The organism is Pseudomonas sp. 25 R 14, assembly GCF_900004755.1.
Lineage (GTDB): Bacteria > Pseudomonadota > Gammaproteobacteria > Pseudomonadales > Pseudomonadaceae > Aquipseudomonas > Aquipseudomonas brenneri.
In genome coordinates this window covers 1-14,437 of sequence record NZ_CVTS01000027.1, presented here as the reverse complement: position 1 = coordinate 14,437, position 14,437 = coordinate 1, and the positions used below count along the sequence as shown (strand labels likewise).

Below are 14,437 nucleotides of genomic sequence, written 5' to 3'. Positions count from 1 at the left end.
GGCACGGTGGCGCATTGTAACGCAAAATCCCAGCGTGGTGCTCAGGCTCCCCGACAGACTCACTGCGTCACGCCGCCGCGACCTGCACTGGCACGCCGTTCAATGCTGCGTTGCCCGACAGCTCGTCCAACTGCCGCTCATCCGTGAGGTCGTTGGCACTGGCTCCAGGCTGTGCGCTGGCAATGTTCATGTGTACGCCCGGCCGGTCATGCCCCCAACCGTGAGGCAGGCTGACTACGCCAGGCATCATCTCCAGGCTGGACAGCACTTGCACTTCGATCATGCCGATCCGCGAGCTGACCCGCACCTGCTGCCCATCACTGAGTTGGCGACTGGCGAGGTCATCCGGATGCATCAGCAATTGATGCCGCGGCTTGCCCTTCACCAACCGGTGATAGTTATGCATCCATGAATTATTGCTGCGCACATGCCGGCGACCGATCAGCAGCAACTCATCGGCCTTGGGCAACGGCAAGGCTGCAAACCGCGCCAGGTCCGCCAGGATCACTGCTGGCGCCGCCTGCACCCGACCATTGGCGGTTTTCAAGCGCCCTGCCAGGTTGGCCTTCAACGGCCCCAGGTCCAGGCCATGGGGATGCTCGGCCAGCATGGCCACCGACAGTTTATGGCTGGAGGCATCGCCATAGGCGCCCGCCCGCAGGCCAAAATCAATCATCTGCGCTGGCGCCATCGTGGGCTTGAGCGGGTTGCCGGTCCTGGCCGCAAACGCCTGGGCCAGGCCGACGAAAATTTCCCAGTCGTGCAACGCGCCCTCAGGCTTGGGCAGGATCGCCCGGTTGAAGCGCGTGACGTTACGCACCGCAAACATATTGAAGGTGGTGTCGTAGTGATCGTTTTCCAGGGCCGAGGTCGACGGCAGGATCAGGTCGGCATAGCGCGTGGTTTCATTGATATACAAGTCCACGCTGACCATGAACTCCAGGCCGTCCAACGCCTGCTCCAGTTGCCGCCCATTGGGCGTGGACAACACCGGATTGCCGGCGACCGTTACCAGTGCGCGGATTTGCCCTTCGCCTTCGGTGAGCATTTCTTCGGCCAGGGCCGACACCGGCAGTTCACCGCTGTATTCGGGACGCCCGGAAACCCGACTCTGCCAGCGATTGAAATGCCCGCCGGAGGTCGCCGCCACCAGGTCCACTGCGGGCTCGGTGCACAAGGCGCCGCCTACCCGATCCAGATTGCCGGTGACCAGGTTGATCAACTGCACCAACCAATGGCACAAGGTGCCGAATGCCTGGGTCGACACCCCCATCCGGCCGTAGCAGACCGCCTTGTCTGCCGCTGCAAAATCCCGCGCCAACTGGCGAATCTGTGCCGCCGGGATCGCGCACCGGGTACTCATGGCCTCGGCGGTAAAACCCTCAACCGCGCGGCGCACTTCATCCAGGCCGTCCACCGGCAGGTGACTGTCGCGGGTCAGGTTCTCGGCAAACAAGGTGTTGAGCAGCCCGAACAGTAGCGCCGCATCCCCACCGGGACGCACAAACAGATGCTGGTCGGCCATGGCCGCCGTCTCACTGCGCCGGGGGTCGACCACCACCACTTTGCCGCCCCGCGCCTGAATCGCCTTCAGGCGCTTTTCCACATCTGGCACGGTCATGATGCTGCCATTGGAGGCCAGTGGATTGCCGCCCAGGATCAACATGAAGTCGGTCTGGTCGATATCCGGGATGGGCAGCAACAGGCCATGGCCATACATCAGGTGGCTGGAAAGGTGGTGAGGCAGTTGGTCCACCGACGTTGCAGAGAAACGATTGCGCGTCTTCAACTGCCCGAGAAAGTAGTTGCTGTGAGTCATCAAGCCATAGTTATGCACGCTGGGATTGCCCTGGTATACCGCCACCGCATTCTGCCCATGCCGCGCCTGGATGCCCGCCAGCCGCTCGGCCACCAGGGTAAAGGCCTCGCCCCACGGGATCGGTTGCCATTCGCTGCCCACCCGCAGCATCGGCTGGTGCAGGCGATCGGGATCATTCTGGATATCCTGCAGGGCCACGGCCTTGGGGCAGATATGGCCACGGCTGAAGGTGTCCTGGGCGTCACCCTTGATCGAGGTGATGGCGATGCCGCCCTCCTCAGAGGTGGTGGTTTCCAGGGTCAGGCCGCAGATGGCTTCGCACAGGTGGCAGGCACGGTGATGGAGAGTCTTGGTCATGGCCAGTCTCTTTATTAGGGCTTTGGCCCAACTATGGGCCGCGGCCACTAGTGGCGCCAGCAACGTTCGCCCCGTGAATCAACGGGCATCAGGCCAGGCCATGGCCAAGCATGAGTAAATGTTTCAGAGAGCGCCCGCGTTGCCCAGGAAACCGACGCAACCTGGCCTCAGGCCGCCATCACACATTGCAAAAGGTCGCGACGCCAGTGTACAAATGACCCGCTGCAGTGCGTAAACAGGCCTCAAAAGTGCAATTCCCGCCCCTTTGAACCCCTCTAAAAAACCGTAGCCTATTGGTAAGACGCGACATTTAGTGTCAATATCGCGCCTTCCCCTATTTCGTCGCCCCGTGCGGCTTTCGCCGCAGGTCTCGCCCGTTGTCACAATAAACAAGGCTTTGAGTATCTGCGGTCTGTTGCAAAAAGGTAGTTAATGATGAGCGCAAGGCACTTTCTCTCCCTGATGGATTGCACGCCCGAAGAGCTGGTCAGCGTGATCCGTCGAGGCATTGAGCTTAAAGACCTGCGTAATCGCGGCGTACTGTTCGAGCCTTTGAAAAACCGCGTACTCGGGATGATTTTCGAGAAGTCGTCCACCCGTACCCGCCTGTCCTTCGAAGCCGGCATGATCCAGCTCGGCGGCCAGGCCATCTTTCTGTCGCCACGGGACACCCAACTGGGCCGTGGCGAGCCGATCAGCGATTGCGCCATCGTCATGTCGCGCATGCTCGACGCGGTGATGATCCGTACCTTCGCCCACAGCACGCTCACCGAATTTGCCGCCAACTCGCGGGTACCGGTGATCAACGGGCTGTCCGATGACCTGCACCCGTGCCAGTTGCTGGCCGATATGCAGACGTTCCTCGAACATCGCGGCTCGATCCAGGGCAAGACCGTGGCCTGGATCGGCGATGGCAACAACATGTGCAACAGCTATATAGAAGCGGCGATCCAGTTCGACTTCCATCTGCGCATTGCCTGCCCTGTGGGCTATGAGCCCAGCGCCGAATTCCTGGCCAAGGCCGACGCCCGCGTGCAAATTGTGCGTGACCCGAAAGACGCCGTGATCGGCGCGCACCTGGTGAGCACCGACGTCTGGACCTCCATGGGCCAGGAAGACGAAACCGCCAAGCGCCTGGCCCTGTTTGCGCCTTATCAGGTCACCCGTGAATTGCTCGACCTCGCCGCGCCAGATGTGCTGTTCATGCACTGCCTGCCGGCGCATCGCGGTGAAGAAATCAGCCTCGACCTGTTGGACGACCCGCGCTCCGTCGCCTGGGACCAGGCAGAAAACCGCCTGCACGCCCAGAAGGCCTTGCTGGAGTTCCTGGTCCCACCGGCGTACCACCACGCATGAGCCAGCCACTTCTGCTGAACCTGCGCAATCTGGCATGCGGCTATCAGGACCAACGGGTGGTGCAGAACCTCAATCTGCACCTCAACGCAGGTGATATCGGCTGCCTGCTGGGCTCCTCGGGCTGTGGCAAGACCACCACCCTGCGGGCAATTGCCGGGTTCGAGCCGGTGCACGAAGGCGAAATCAACCTGGCCGGCGAAGTCATCTCCAGTGCAGGGTTTACCCTGGCTCCGGAGAAACGTCGCATTGGCATGGTGTTCCAGGACTACGCACTGTTTCCCCATCTCAGCGTGGCCGACAACATCGGCTTCGGTATCCGCAAACACCCGCACAAAGAGCGCGTGGTTAGTGAGCTGCTGGAGCTGGTCAACCTGAAGAACCTGGGCAAACGCTTCCCCCACGAACTGTCTGGCGGGCAGCAGCAACGCGTGGCCCTGGCCCGTGCATTGGCGCCGGAACCGCAATTACTGTTGCTCGACGAGCCCTTCTCCAACCTCGACGGCGAACTGCGGCGCAAGCTCAGCCATGAAGTGCGGGACATCCTGAAGGCCCGTGGCACCAGTGCGATCCTGGTGACCCATGACCAGGAAGAAGCCTTTGCCGTGAGTGACCATGTAGGCGTGTTCAAGGAGGGCCGCCTGGAGCAGTGGGATACGCCCTACAACCTCTATCACGAACCGCTGACACCTTATGTCGCGAGCTTTATTGGCCAGGGCTATTTCATCCGTGGGCAGTTGATTACGCCGGAGTCGGTCACCACTGAACTGGGTGAGTTGCGCGGTAATCGTGCCTACACCTGGCCGGCCGGCTGTGCAGTGGACGTGTTGCTGCGCCCGGATGACATCGTTTACGCACCGGACAGCGCGCTGAAAGCACAGATCGTCGGCAAGACCTTCCTGGGTGCCTCGACCTTGTACCGCCTGCAGTTGCCGACCGGGGCCCAGCTAGAGTCGATCTTCCCCAGCCATGCCGATCATCAGGTGGGTGTACAGGTCGGGATTCGCGTGGCGGCCGAACACCTGGTGCTGTTCCAGGCCTCGGGGAGCACGGCGGCGCAGATTCCGCAGGTGGAGTCCGGTGTGCGGCGCTATAGCACTGCCAGCTGAAGCAACCAAATCCAAAATGTGAGAGCAGGCTTGTGTGGGAGCGGGCTTGCTCGCGATAGCGGTAGATCAGCCAATATAGAGGTTGACTGACCCACCGCTTTCGCGAGCAAGCCCGCTCCCACATTTAGATTGCCGATACCTTCGAAGTTGACGTCAGGCCCGGCCAATCGGCGCAAATTTACCCTGGGTGTGCTCTGCCAGCACTGCTGCTCCCAACTCTACCTCCAGCCCTCTCCTGCCGGCGCTGACAAAAATTGTCGCAAAAGGCTGGGCACTCACATCGATGAACGTGCGCAAGCGTTTCTTCTGCCCCAACGGGCTGATCCCGCCCAACAAATAACCGGTAGAACGCTGCGCCGCAGCCGGGTCGGCCATCTCGACTTTCTTGACGCCTGCTGCGTGAGCCAGGGCCTTCAAATCCAGACTTCCGACGACTGGCACCACCGCCACCAATAACTCACCTTTTTCGCTACTGGCGAGCAAGGTCTTGAACACCTGCGCCGGGTCAAGGCTCAACTTTTCCGCGGCCTCCAGGCCATAAGAGGCGGCCTTGGGGTCATGTTCATAACTGTGGATACGATGTTCGGCGCGAACTTTCTTCAACAAGTCCAATGCGGGTGTCATGGAGGCTCCAGGCTTGGGGAAAACGTGGCAAAGCAGACCGCCGATTCTAGGACAAACCCAGGCAAAACGCTCTAGTGCAGGGCGCCGTGCGGCGAATCCGCGCAGAGCCTGACCCCGCTTGCCGCCCATTCATTTGTCGTGCTGTCGCGATCATTCATCACACTAATAGTTAGAAAATGACCGACCGTTCACTTTCGACCTTTGACAGCAGTGTTTCTTGTCTATATTTTTTCGTTTCCGAATACCGTACGAATCTTCCTGCAGTAATCGAGCAGTAAGCCACAAACAGGATGGGGATCCTGTCCATGGTGAAAATCGCGCCTTGTCCGTTGTGACAACGCGCCAGACAAGAAAAAAAACCGAGGTTTTCAATGACAACTGCTCTTCAACAGCCTTCACTTTCAAGCCAATGCATGGCCGAGTTCCTCGGCACCGCGCTGCTGATCTTCTTCGGCACCGGCTGCGTCGCTGCGCTCAAGGTCGCGGGTGCCAGCTTTGGCTTGTGGGAAATCAGCATCATCTGGGGGATCGGCGTGAGCATGGCGATCTACCTGAGCGCCGGCATTTCCGGGGCTCATCTCAATCCAGCCGTCAGTATCGCGCTGTGCATTTTTGCCGACTTCGACAAACGCAAACTGCCCTTCTATATCATCGCCCAGGTCGCCGGCGCCTTTTGTTCCGCCGCGTTGGTTTACACGCTCTACAGCAACCTGCTTTTCGATTACGAACAAACCCACCAGATGGTCCGTGGCTCCGCAGCCAGCCTGGAGTTGGCCTCGGTGTTCTCCACCTACCCTCACGCCTTGCTGAATACAGCCCAGGCGTTTCTGGTGGAAATGGTCATCACCGCCATCCTCATGGGCGTGATCATGGCCCTGACCGATGACAATAATGGCCTGCCCCGCGGCCCCCTGGCCCCGCTGCTGATCGGTCTGTTGATCGCCGTCATCGGCAGCGCCATGGGCCCTTTGACTGGGTTTGCGATGAACCCGGCCCGTGATTTCGGCCCCAAACTGATGACCTTTTTCGCCGGTTGGGGTGAAATGGCCTTCACTGGCGGGCGCGACATTCCGTACTTCCTGATTCCGATCTTTGCACCGATTGTCGGTGCCTGCCTCGGCGCTGCGGCCTATCGCGGGCTGATTGCCCGCCACTTGCCCAACGCCGCACCTGCTACAACTGATGCAGCCGACACCGCCGCCAGCGGTAATACCCGAACATCCTGATAGCGGTAGCCTGAGCCCTCCTGCCCTTTGCGGCCCAGGCTACTCACCCACTCCCTTTTTCCGTCCAAGGCAATCGACATGACCGACACAGAGAATAAGAACTACATCATTGCCCTTGATCAGGGCACCACCAGTTCACGGGCGATCATCTTTGATCGTGACGCCAACGTGGTGTGCACCGCCCAACGTGAATTCGTCCAGCACTACCCGCAAGCCGGCTGGGTCGAGCATGACCCGATGGAAATCTTCGCCACCCAGAGCGCCGTGATGGTCGAGGCCCTGGCGCAAGCCGGCCTGCACCACGATCAGGTCGCCGCCATCGGCATCACCAACCAGCGTGAAACCACGGTGGTCTGGGACAAGATCACCGGCCGCCCGATCTATAACGCCATCGTCTGGCAATGCCGCCGCAGCACCGAGATCTGCCAGCAGCTCAAGCGCGACGGCCACGAGCAATACATCAGCGACACCACCGGCCTGGTCACCGACCCGTACTTCTCCGGCACCAAGTTGAAGTGGATCCTCGATAACGTCGAAGGCAGCCGTGAACGCGCGCGCAATGGCGAGCTGCTGTTCGGCACCATCGACAGCTGGCTGATCTGGAAATTTACCGGTGGCAAGACCCACGTCACCGACTACACCAACGCCTCGCGCACCATGCTCTTCAACATCCACACCCTGGAGTGGGACGCGAAGATGCTGGAGGTGCTGGATATCCCACGGGAAATGCTGCCAGAAGTTAAATCCTCCTCGGAAATCTATGGCCGTACCAAAAGCGGGATTGCCATCGGCGGTATCGCTGGTGACCAGCAAGCCGCCCTGTTCGGCCAGATGTGCGTCGAGCCGGGCCAGGCGAAAAACACCTACGGCACCGGCTGCTTCCTGCTGATGAACACCGGCGACAAGGCAGTCAAATCCAAGCACGGCATGCTCACCACCATCGCTTGCGGCCCCCGTGGCGAAGTGGCCTATGCCCTCGAAGGCGCTGTCTTCAACGGCGGCTCCACCGTGCAATGGCTGCGTGACGAGCTGAAGATCATCAACGATGCCCACGACACCGAATACTTCGCCAACAAGGTCAAGGACAGCAACGGCGTGTACCTGGTACCGGCCTTCACTGGCCTGGGCGCGCCGTACTGGGACCCGTATGCCCGTGGCGCGCTGTTCGGCCTGACCCGTGGCGTACGCGTGGATCACATCATTCGTGCAGCCCTGGAGTCGATTGCCTACCAGACTCGCGACGTGCTCGACGCCATGCAGCAGGATTCCGGTGAACGCCTCAAATCCCTACGGGTAGACGGCGGCGCAGTGGCCAACAACTTCCTGATGCAGTTCCAGGCCGACATCCTTGGCACCCAGGTCGAACGACCGCAAATGCGCGAAACCACTGCATTGGGCGCCGCTTACCTGGCCGGCCTGGCCTGTGGTTTCTGGGGCAGCCTGGAAGAACTGCGTGGCAAGGCGGTGATCGAGCGTGAATTCGAACCGCAACTGGACGAGCCAGCCAAAGAAAAACTCTACGCCGGCTGGAAAAAAGCGGTCAGCCGCACCCGCGACTGGGAACCCCACGAAGGCGCCGAATAAGCCAAGCGCCGGACCCACTTAGGGTTGTAACTGGCAGGGAGCAGATTCCTGCGTCATCATGGGCCACTTTTTTGTACGGCAGCCCAAAGGACGCCCCATGAATCTGCCTCCCCGTCAGCAGCAAATCCTCGAACTGGTCCGCGAACGCGGCTACGTCAGCATCGAGGAAATGGCGCAGCTGTTCGTTGTCACCCCGCAAACCATCCGCCGCGATATCAATCAACTGGCAGATGCCAACCTGCTACGGCGCTACCACGGCGGCGCGGCCTATGACTCCAGTGTCGAAAACACCGAGTACGCCATGCGTGCCGACCAGATGCGCGATGAAAAACAGCGTATCGGCGAAGCCATTGCCGCACAGATCCCCGATCACGCCTCGCTGTTCATCAATATCGGCACCACCACCGAATCCATCGCCCGGGCGCTGCTCAACCACAGCCACCTGAAAATCATCACCAACAACCTCAACGTCGCCATGATGCTCAGCGCCAAGGACGACTTCGATGTGCTGCTGACCGGCGGCAATGTGCGCCGTGACGGCGGTGTGGTAGGCCAGGCCAGCGTGGACTTCATCAACCAGTTCAAGGTCGACTTTGCCCTGGTAGGTATCAGCGGCATTGATGAGGACGGCAGCCTGCTGGACTTCGACTACCAGGAAGTGCGGGTTTCCCAGGCGATCATTGCCAATGCGCGCAAGGTGATCCTGGCGGCGGACTCCAGCAAATTCGGGCGCAATGCCATGATTCGCCTGGGGCCGATCAGTTTGATTGATTGCCTGGTCACCGATCAGCCGCCGGTGCCGGCGCTGGTGCAGTTGCTCAATCAGCATAAGATTCGCCTGGAAGTCGTCTGATCTATCCCTGAGATCTCTGGCGCCTGGACCACCGTCATCGCGGGCAAGCCCGCTCCCACAGGTTGATCGCATTCCAACTGTGGGAGCGGGCTTGCCCGCGATGGCTGCCTGTAGGGCAACAACTCTCTTGAGCCAGCACCCGGCTCAATGTTCACAAATTTTCCTTTTTCGGCCCTTCGATGAGTTTTTTCAATCGAAGTCGACTGGCTGCGCCTGCGTTTATGAGCTACCATTTTCGCAAATGAACATTAATGTTCGAATTCCAATATTAAAAATACATCGTGAGGCCCGCCGATGCCCCTTTCTACCTTGCCTGCTCCACCCCTAGCCGAAGTCTATGACGTCGCCGTTATTGGCGGTGGGATCAATGGCGTGGGCATCGCGGCAGACGCGGCCGGTCGCGACCTGTCGGTTTTCCTTTGCGAAAAGGACGACCTGGCCAGCCACACTTCGTCCGCCAGCAGCAAGCTGATCCACGGCGGCCTGCGCTATCTTGAACATTACGAATTCCGCCTGGTGCGCGAAGCCCTGGCAGAGCGCGAAGTGCTGCTGGCCAAGGCCCCGCACATCGTCAAGCAGATGCGCTTTGTGCTGCCCCATCGCCCGCACCTGCGCCCGGCCTGGATGATTCGCGCCGGCCTGTTCCTGTATGACCACCTCGGCAAACGCGAAAAACTCGCCGGCTCCAAAAGCCTGAAGTTCGGCGCCGACAGCCCGCTGAAAAGCACAATCACCAAAGGCTTCGAATACTCCGACTGCTGGGTGGATGACGCGCGCCTGGTAGTGCTCAATGCCATGGCAGCCCGGGAAAAAGGTGCACATATCCACACCCAGACCCGTTGCGTCAGCGCCCGTCGCAGCAAGGGCCTGTGGCATCTGCACCTGGAACGTGCCGATGGCAGCCTGTTCTCGATCCGCGCCAAGGCGCTGGTGAACGCTGCCGGCCCGTGGGTAGCCAAGTTCATCAAGGATGACCTGAAGCTGGATTCGCCCTACGGCATCCGCCTGATCCAGGGCAGCCACCTGATCGTGCCGAAACTGTACGAAGGTGCCCACGCGCACATCCTGCAGAACGAAGACGGGCGCATCGTCTTCACCATTCCGTACCTCAATCACCTGACCATCATCGGTACCACCGACCGTGAGTACACCGGCGATCCGGCAAAAGTGGCGATTACCGAAGGTGAAACGGACTACATGCTCAATGTGGTCAATGCCCACTTCAAGCAGCAGTTGAGCCGCGACGACATCGTGCACACCTATTCCGGCGTGCGCCCGCTGTGCAACGACGAATCCGACAACCCGTCGGCCATTACCCGCGACTACACCCTGGCGCTGTCGGGCACGGGCGAAGAAGCGCCGATCCTGTCGGTGTTCGGCGGCAAGCTGACCACCTACCGCAAATTGGCCGAATCGGCACTGGCGCAACTGGCCCCGTACTTCCCACATATCAAGCCAAGCTGGACCGCCAAGGCCAGCCTGCCCGGCGGCGAAGACATGACCACACCAGAAGCCCTGGCCACGGATATTCGCAGCAAGTTCGAGTGGATCCCCAGCGAAATCGCCCGGCGCTGGTCGACGACCTATGGCAGCCGCACCTGGCGCCTGCTTGAAGGCGTGCAATCGCTGGAAGACATGGGTGAGCACCTGGGCGGTGGCCTCTACACCCGGGAAGTCGACTACCTGTGCGCCGAGGAATGGGCGACCCAGGCCTACGACATCCTGTGGCGCCGCACCAAACTCGGGCTGTTCACCACCCCCGAAGAGCAGGAGAACCTGCAGCGCTACCTGATCAAGGTCGAGCAGAACCGCAGCAAGATCGAAGCGGCCTGATTAACGAAGCCCCTGCACCGGAAGGTCCAGGGGTTTTTTATGGCCGTCTTAATGTGAAATGCGATCAATGTGGGAGCTGGCTTGCCTGCGATGGCGGACTGACTGATGACAATCGACGGTAAGCCAACACCTATGGATTCGGTTTTCCGAACACGCTGCTGTCGCCGATTCGGTTTGCCGGACTTAAACATCGATTAAACAGCGTCACATAAAGTTAATAACCATATAAATCATATAGTTAGACTTTTATTAACGGTCTGGCACGACTCATGCTCTACACTTGGTACGTGTTTGCCTGAGATGCTTCAGGAGCCGTCACAGGCATTCGCTGTATCGAAAGAGCCGTCCAGGCTTCATAAAAAAAACAAATGTCGAGGAAGTATTGATGCGTATCGTTCCCCATATTTTGGGCGCAGCTATCGCTGCCGCTCTGATTAGCACTCCAGTTTTTGCCGCTGAGCTCACCGGCACCCTGAAGAAAATCAAAGAGTCGGGCACCATCACCCTGGGCCACCGCGACGCCTCCATCCCGTTCTCCTACATCGCAGACGGCTCGGGCAAGCCAGTGGGCTACTCCCACGACATTCAACTGGCCATCGTCAAGGCTGTCGAGAAAGACCTCGGCATGAAAGAAGGCGAGCTGAAGGTCAAATACAACCTGGTCACCTCGCAAACCCGTATCCCGCTGGTGCAGAACGGCACCGTGGACGTTGAATGTGGTTCCACCACCAACAACGTCGAGCGTCAGCAGCAAGTCGACTTCTCCGTCGGCATCTTCGAAATCGGTACCCGTCTGCTGTCCAAAAAGGACTCGACCTACAAGGATTTCGCTGACCTCAAGGGCAAGAACGTCGTAACCACCGCCGGTACCACCTCCGAGCGCATCCTCAAGTCCATGAACGCTGACAAGCAAATGGGCATGAACGTCATCTCCGCCAAGGACCACGGTGAATCCTTCCAGATGCTGGAAAGCGGCCGTGCCGTTGCCTTCATGATGGACGACGCACTGCTGGCCGGTGAAATGGCCAAGGCCAAGAAGCCAACCGACTGGGCCGTGACCGGCACCCCACAATCCTTCGAAATCTACGGCTGCATGGTTCGCAAAGGCGATGCCCCGTTCAAGAAGGCTGTGGATGACGCCATCGTCGCTACCTACAAGTCCGGCGAAATCAACAACATCTACACCAAGTGGTTCAGCTCGCCGATCCCACCAAAAGGCCTGAACCTGATGTTCCCGATGAGCGACGAACTCAAGGCCCTGATCGCCAACCCGACTGACAAAGCGGCTGACGACAAAACGGCTGAAAAAAAGTCCTGATTCCGAACTAACCTTATCCCCTGAGGGAGCCAACCCTCCCTCAGGTGCCTGTTACTACCTGCTGGCATTATTTGGAACACTCGACCTGGCGGTTTCCGAGCCGATCGCGTGTGCCTGACGTTCACCGTCAGGCGGGAATGGATTTTCCCCAAGCGGGTGCTTGTACATCGATCGATTTCGGGGGAGACCCTAATGAATTACAACTGGGACTGGGGCGTATTCTTCAAGTCCACCGGCGTGGGCAGCGAGACCTATCTCGACTGGTTCATCTCCGGTTTGGGCTGGACCATCGCCATCGCCATCGTGGCCTGGATCGTCGCCTTGCTGCTGGGCTCGATGCTAGGCGTGATGCGTACGATGCCTAACCGCCTCGTGGCCGGCATCGCGACCTGCTATGTAGAACTTTTTCGTAACGTGCCACTGCTGGTTCAGCTGTTCATCTGGTACTTCCTGGTACCCGACCTGCTGCCGCAGAACCTGCAGGACTGGTACAAACAAGACTTGAACCCGACCACCTCGGCCTACCTGAGCGTTGTCGTGTGCCTGGGCCTGTTCACCGCCGCCCGCGTATGTGAACAAGTGCGTACCGGCATCCAGGCGCTGCCCCGTGGCCAGGAAGCCGCCGCGCGCGCCATGGGCTTCAGCCTGTCGCAGATCTACTGGAACGTGCTGCTGCCCCAGGCCTACCGGATCATCATTCCGCCGCTTACCTCGGAGTTCCTCAACGTCTTCAAGAACTCCTCCGTGGCGTCCTTGATCGGCCTGATGGAACTGTTGGCGCAAACCAAGCAGACCGCCGAATTCTCGGCCAACCTGTTCGAAGCCTTCACCCTGGCCACGCTGATCTACTTCACCCTGAACATGAGCCTGATGCTGCTGATGCGCCTGGTCGAGAAGAAAGTCGCAGTGCCCGGCCTGATTTCCGTGGGGGGTAAATAATGGAATTCGATTTCAGCGGCATTATCCCGGCCATCCCCGGCCTGTGGAACGGCATGGTCATGACCTTGAAGCTGATGGTCATGGGCGTGGTCGGCGGCATCATCCTCGGCACCATCCTGGCGTTGATGCGCCTGTCCTCCAGCAAACTGCTGTCGCGCGTGGCTGGCGCCTATGTGAACTACTTCCGCTCGATCCCGCTGCTGCTGGTGATCACCTGGTTCTACCTGGCGGTGCCGTTCGTATTGCGCTGGATCACCGGCGAAGACACGCCAATCGGTGCATTCACCTCCTGCGTCGTAGCGTTCATGATGTTCGAGGCGGCGTACTTCTGCGAAATCGTGCGGGCCGGCGTACAGTCGATCCCCAAGGGCCAGATGGCTGCAGCACAAGCGATGGGCATGACCTACGGCCAGACCATGCGCCTGATCATCCTGCCCCAGGCGTTCCGCAAGATGACCCCGCTGCTGTTGCAGCAGAGCATCATCCTGTTCCAGGACACCTCGCTGGTCTACACCGTGGGCCTGGTGGACTTCCTCAATGCTTCGCGCGCCAATGGCGACATCATCGGGCGTTCCAATGAGTTCCTGATCTTCGCCGGTGTCGTCTACTTCATCATCAGCTTTGCCGCCTCGCTGCTGGTCAAGCGTCTGCAAAAAAGGTTTGCCGTATGATCTCTATCAAGAATATCAACAAGTGGTATGGCGACTTCCAGGTGCTGACCGATTGCAGCACTGATGTCAAAAAAGGCGAAGTGATCGTGGTGTGCGGGCCGTCCGGCTCGGGCAAATCCACCCTGATCAAGTGCGTCAACGCCCTGGAACCGTTCCAGAAAGGTGACGTTGTGGTCGACGGCACCTCGATTGCCGACCCGAAGACCAACCTGCCAAAACTGCGCTCGCGCGTCGGTATGGTGTTCCAGCACTTCGAACTGTTCCCGCACATGACCATCATCAAGAACCTGACCGTCGCGCAGGTGAAAGTGTTGGGTCGCAGCGAAGAAGAGGCCAAGAAGAAAGGCCTGCAATTGCTGGAACGTGTGGGTCTGTCGGCGCACAAGGACAAGCACCCGGGCCAACTGTCCGGCGGCCAGCAGCAGCGCGTGGCGATTGCCCGTGCACTGGCCATGGACCCGATCGTCATGCTGTTCGACGAACCGACCTCGGCCCTGGACCCGGAAATGGTCAACGAAGTACTGGACGTGATGGTGCAACTGGCCCAGGAAGGCATGACCATGATGTGCGTGACCCACGAAATGGGCTTCGCCCGTAAAGTGGCCGACCGCGTGATCTTCATGGACGCCGGCAAGATCATCGAAGACTGCCCCAAAGAGGAGTTCTTCGGTGATATCAGCGCCCGTTCCGAACGTGCGCAGCACTTCCTCGAAAAAATCCTGCAGCACTAAAAAAGCCGCAACTCGCTCCT

12 protein-coding genes are annotated in these 14,437 nt (G+C 59.6%); 10 read left to right on the top strand and 2 right to left on the bottom strand.

Translation table 11 applies throughout. The features are described 5' to 3' along the window. Positions 1-67: 67 nt before the first annotated feature. The gene (locus BFQ03_RS05430) at positions 68-2,176 is read right to left on the bottom strand and encodes a molybdopterin oxidoreductase family protein (protein ID WP_032858448.1); all 2,109 of its coding nucleotides are present in this window, start codon (positions 2,174-2,176) and stop codon (positions 68-70) included. A gap of 435 nt (positions 2,177-2,611) precedes the next feature. Between BFQ03_RS05430 and argF the strand changes: the two genes are divergently transcribed. Both argF and BFQ03_RS05420 read left to right on the top strand, forming a co-directional pair. Beyond that, on the top strand, positions 2,612-3,532 hold the full coding sequence (argF, locus tag BFQ03_RS05425) for an ornithine carbamoyltransferase (RefSeq protein WP_065942645.1): 921 nt from the start codon (positions 2,612-2,614) through the stop codon (positions 3,530-3,532). Beyond that, positions 3,529-4,638 (top strand): ABC transporter ATP-binding protein, encoded by a 1,110-nt coding sequence (locus tag BFQ03_RS05420; protein ID WP_032858450.1) that lies wholly within the window; start codon positions 3,529-3,531, stop codon positions 4,636-4,638. The genes argF and BFQ03_RS05420 overlap by 4 nt, the downstream gene beginning before the upstream one ends. Positions 4,639-4,791: 153 nt before the next feature. Here BFQ03_RS05420 and ybaK read toward each other — a convergent pair whose 3' ends face one another. After that, the gene (gene ybaK, locus BFQ03_RS05415; RefSeq protein ID WP_032859903.1) at positions 4,792-5,262 is read right to left on the bottom strand and encodes a Cys-tRNA(Pro) deacylase; all 471 of its coding nucleotides are present in this window, start codon (positions 5,260-5,262) and stop codon (positions 4,792-4,794) included. Between the two features lie 371 nt (positions 5,263-5,633). Here ybaK and BFQ03_RS05410 point away from each other — a divergent pair, with 371 nt between their 5' ends. The 8 genes from BFQ03_RS05410 (at position 5,634) to BFQ03_RS05375 (ending at position 14,417) form a co-directional block, all read left to right on the top strand. Beyond that, the gene (locus BFQ03_RS05410) at positions 5,634-6,488 is read left to right on the top strand and encodes an MIP/aquaporin family protein (protein ID WP_065942644.1); all 855 of its coding nucleotides are present in this window, start codon (positions 5,634-5,636) and stop codon (positions 6,486-6,488) included. Positions 6,489-6,566: 78 nt separating this feature from the next. After that, complete coding sequence (glpK, locus tag BFQ03_RS05405) at positions 6,567-8,072, top strand: glycerol kinase GlpK (RefSeq protein ID WP_065942643.1); 1,506 nt, start codon at positions 6,567-6,569, stop codon at positions 8,070-8,072. 97 nt (positions 8,073-8,169) lie between these two features. Then, positions 8,170-8,925, top strand: a complete 756-nt coding sequence (locus BFQ03_RS05400; protein ID WP_032859906.1) for a DeoR/GlpR family transcriptional regulator — start codon at positions 8,170-8,172, stop codon at positions 8,923-8,925. 294 nt (positions 8,926-9,219) lie between these two features. Next, complete coding sequence (gene glpD / locus BFQ03_RS05395; RefSeq protein WP_065942642.1) at positions 9,220-10,758, top strand: glycerol-3-phosphate dehydrogenase; 1,539 nt, start codon at positions 9,220-9,222, stop codon at positions 10,756-10,758. A gap of 385 nt (positions 10,759-11,143) precedes the next feature. After that, entirely contained in the window at positions 11,144-12,076 is a 933-nt protein-coding gene (locus BFQ03_RS05390; protein ID WP_029295166.1) for a glutamate/aspartate ABC transporter substrate-binding protein, read from the top strand. Positions 12,077-12,268: 192 nt separating this feature from the next. Beyond that, entirely contained in the window at positions 12,269-13,015 is a 747-nt protein-coding gene (locus BFQ03_RS05385) for an amino acid ABC transporter permease (protein WP_032859908.1), read from the top strand. After that, positions 13,015-13,686, top strand: coding sequence for an amino acid ABC transporter permease (locus BFQ03_RS05380; protein WP_032859909.1), 672 nt, complete (start codon positions 13,015-13,017; stop codon positions 13,684-13,686). The genes BFQ03_RS05385 and BFQ03_RS05380 overlap by 1 nt, the downstream gene beginning before the upstream one ends. Then, positions 13,683-14,417, top strand: coding sequence for an amino acid ABC transporter ATP-binding protein (locus BFQ03_RS05375; RefSeq protein WP_032859910.1), 735 nt, complete (start codon positions 13,683-13,685; stop codon positions 14,415-14,417). The genes BFQ03_RS05380 and BFQ03_RS05375 overlap by 4 nt, the downstream gene beginning before the upstream one ends. Positions 14,418-14,437: the final 20 nt, after the last annotated feature.

Excerpts from the sequence above, each read along its gene's own strand:
- BFQ03_RS05430 (WP_032858448.1), bottom strand. The coding sequence starts at position 2,176 with ATGACCAAGACTCTCCATCACCGTGCCTGCCACCTGTGCGAAGCCATC.
- argF (WP_065942645.1), top strand. The coding sequence starts at position 2,612 with ATGAGCGCAAGGCACTTTCTCTCCCTGATGGATTGCACGCCCGAAGAG.
- BFQ03_RS05420 (WP_032858450.1), top strand. The coding sequence starts at position 3,529 with ATGAGCCAGCCACTTCTGCTGAACCTGCGCAATCTGGCATGCGGCTAT.
- ybaK (WP_032859903.1), bottom strand. The coding sequence starts at position 5,262 with ATGACACCCGCATTGGACTTGTTGAAGAAAGTTCGCGCCGAACATCGT.
- BFQ03_RS05410 (WP_065942644.1), top strand. The coding sequence starts at position 5,634 with ATGACAACTGCTCTTCAACAGCCTTCACTTTCAAGCCAATGCATGGCC.
- glpK (WP_065942643.1), top strand. The coding sequence starts at position 6,567 with ATGACCGACACAGAGAATAAGAACTACATCATTGCCCTTGATCAGGGC.
- BFQ03_RS05400 (WP_032859906.1), top strand. The coding sequence starts at position 8,170 with ATGAATCTGCCTCCCCGTCAGCAGCAAATCCTCGAACTGGTCCGCGAA.
- glpD (WP_065942642.1), top strand. The coding sequence starts at position 9,220 with ATGCCCCTTTCTACCTTGCCTGCTCCACCCCTAGCCGAAGTCTATGAC.
- BFQ03_RS05390 (WP_029295166.1), top strand. The coding sequence starts at position 11,144 with ATGCGTATCGTTCCCCATATTTTGGGCGCAGCTATCGCTGCCGCTCTG.
- BFQ03_RS05385 (WP_032859908.1), top strand. The coding sequence starts at position 12,269 with ATGAATTACAACTGGGACTGGGGCGTATTCTTCAAGTCCACCGGCGTG.
- BFQ03_RS05380 (WP_032859909.1), top strand. The coding sequence starts at position 13,015 with ATGGAATTCGATTTCAGCGGCATTATCCCGGCCATCCCCGGCCTGTGG.
- BFQ03_RS05375 (WP_032859910.1), top strand. The coding sequence starts at position 13,683 with ATGATCTCTATCAAGAATATCAACAAGTGGTATGGCGACTTCCAGGTG.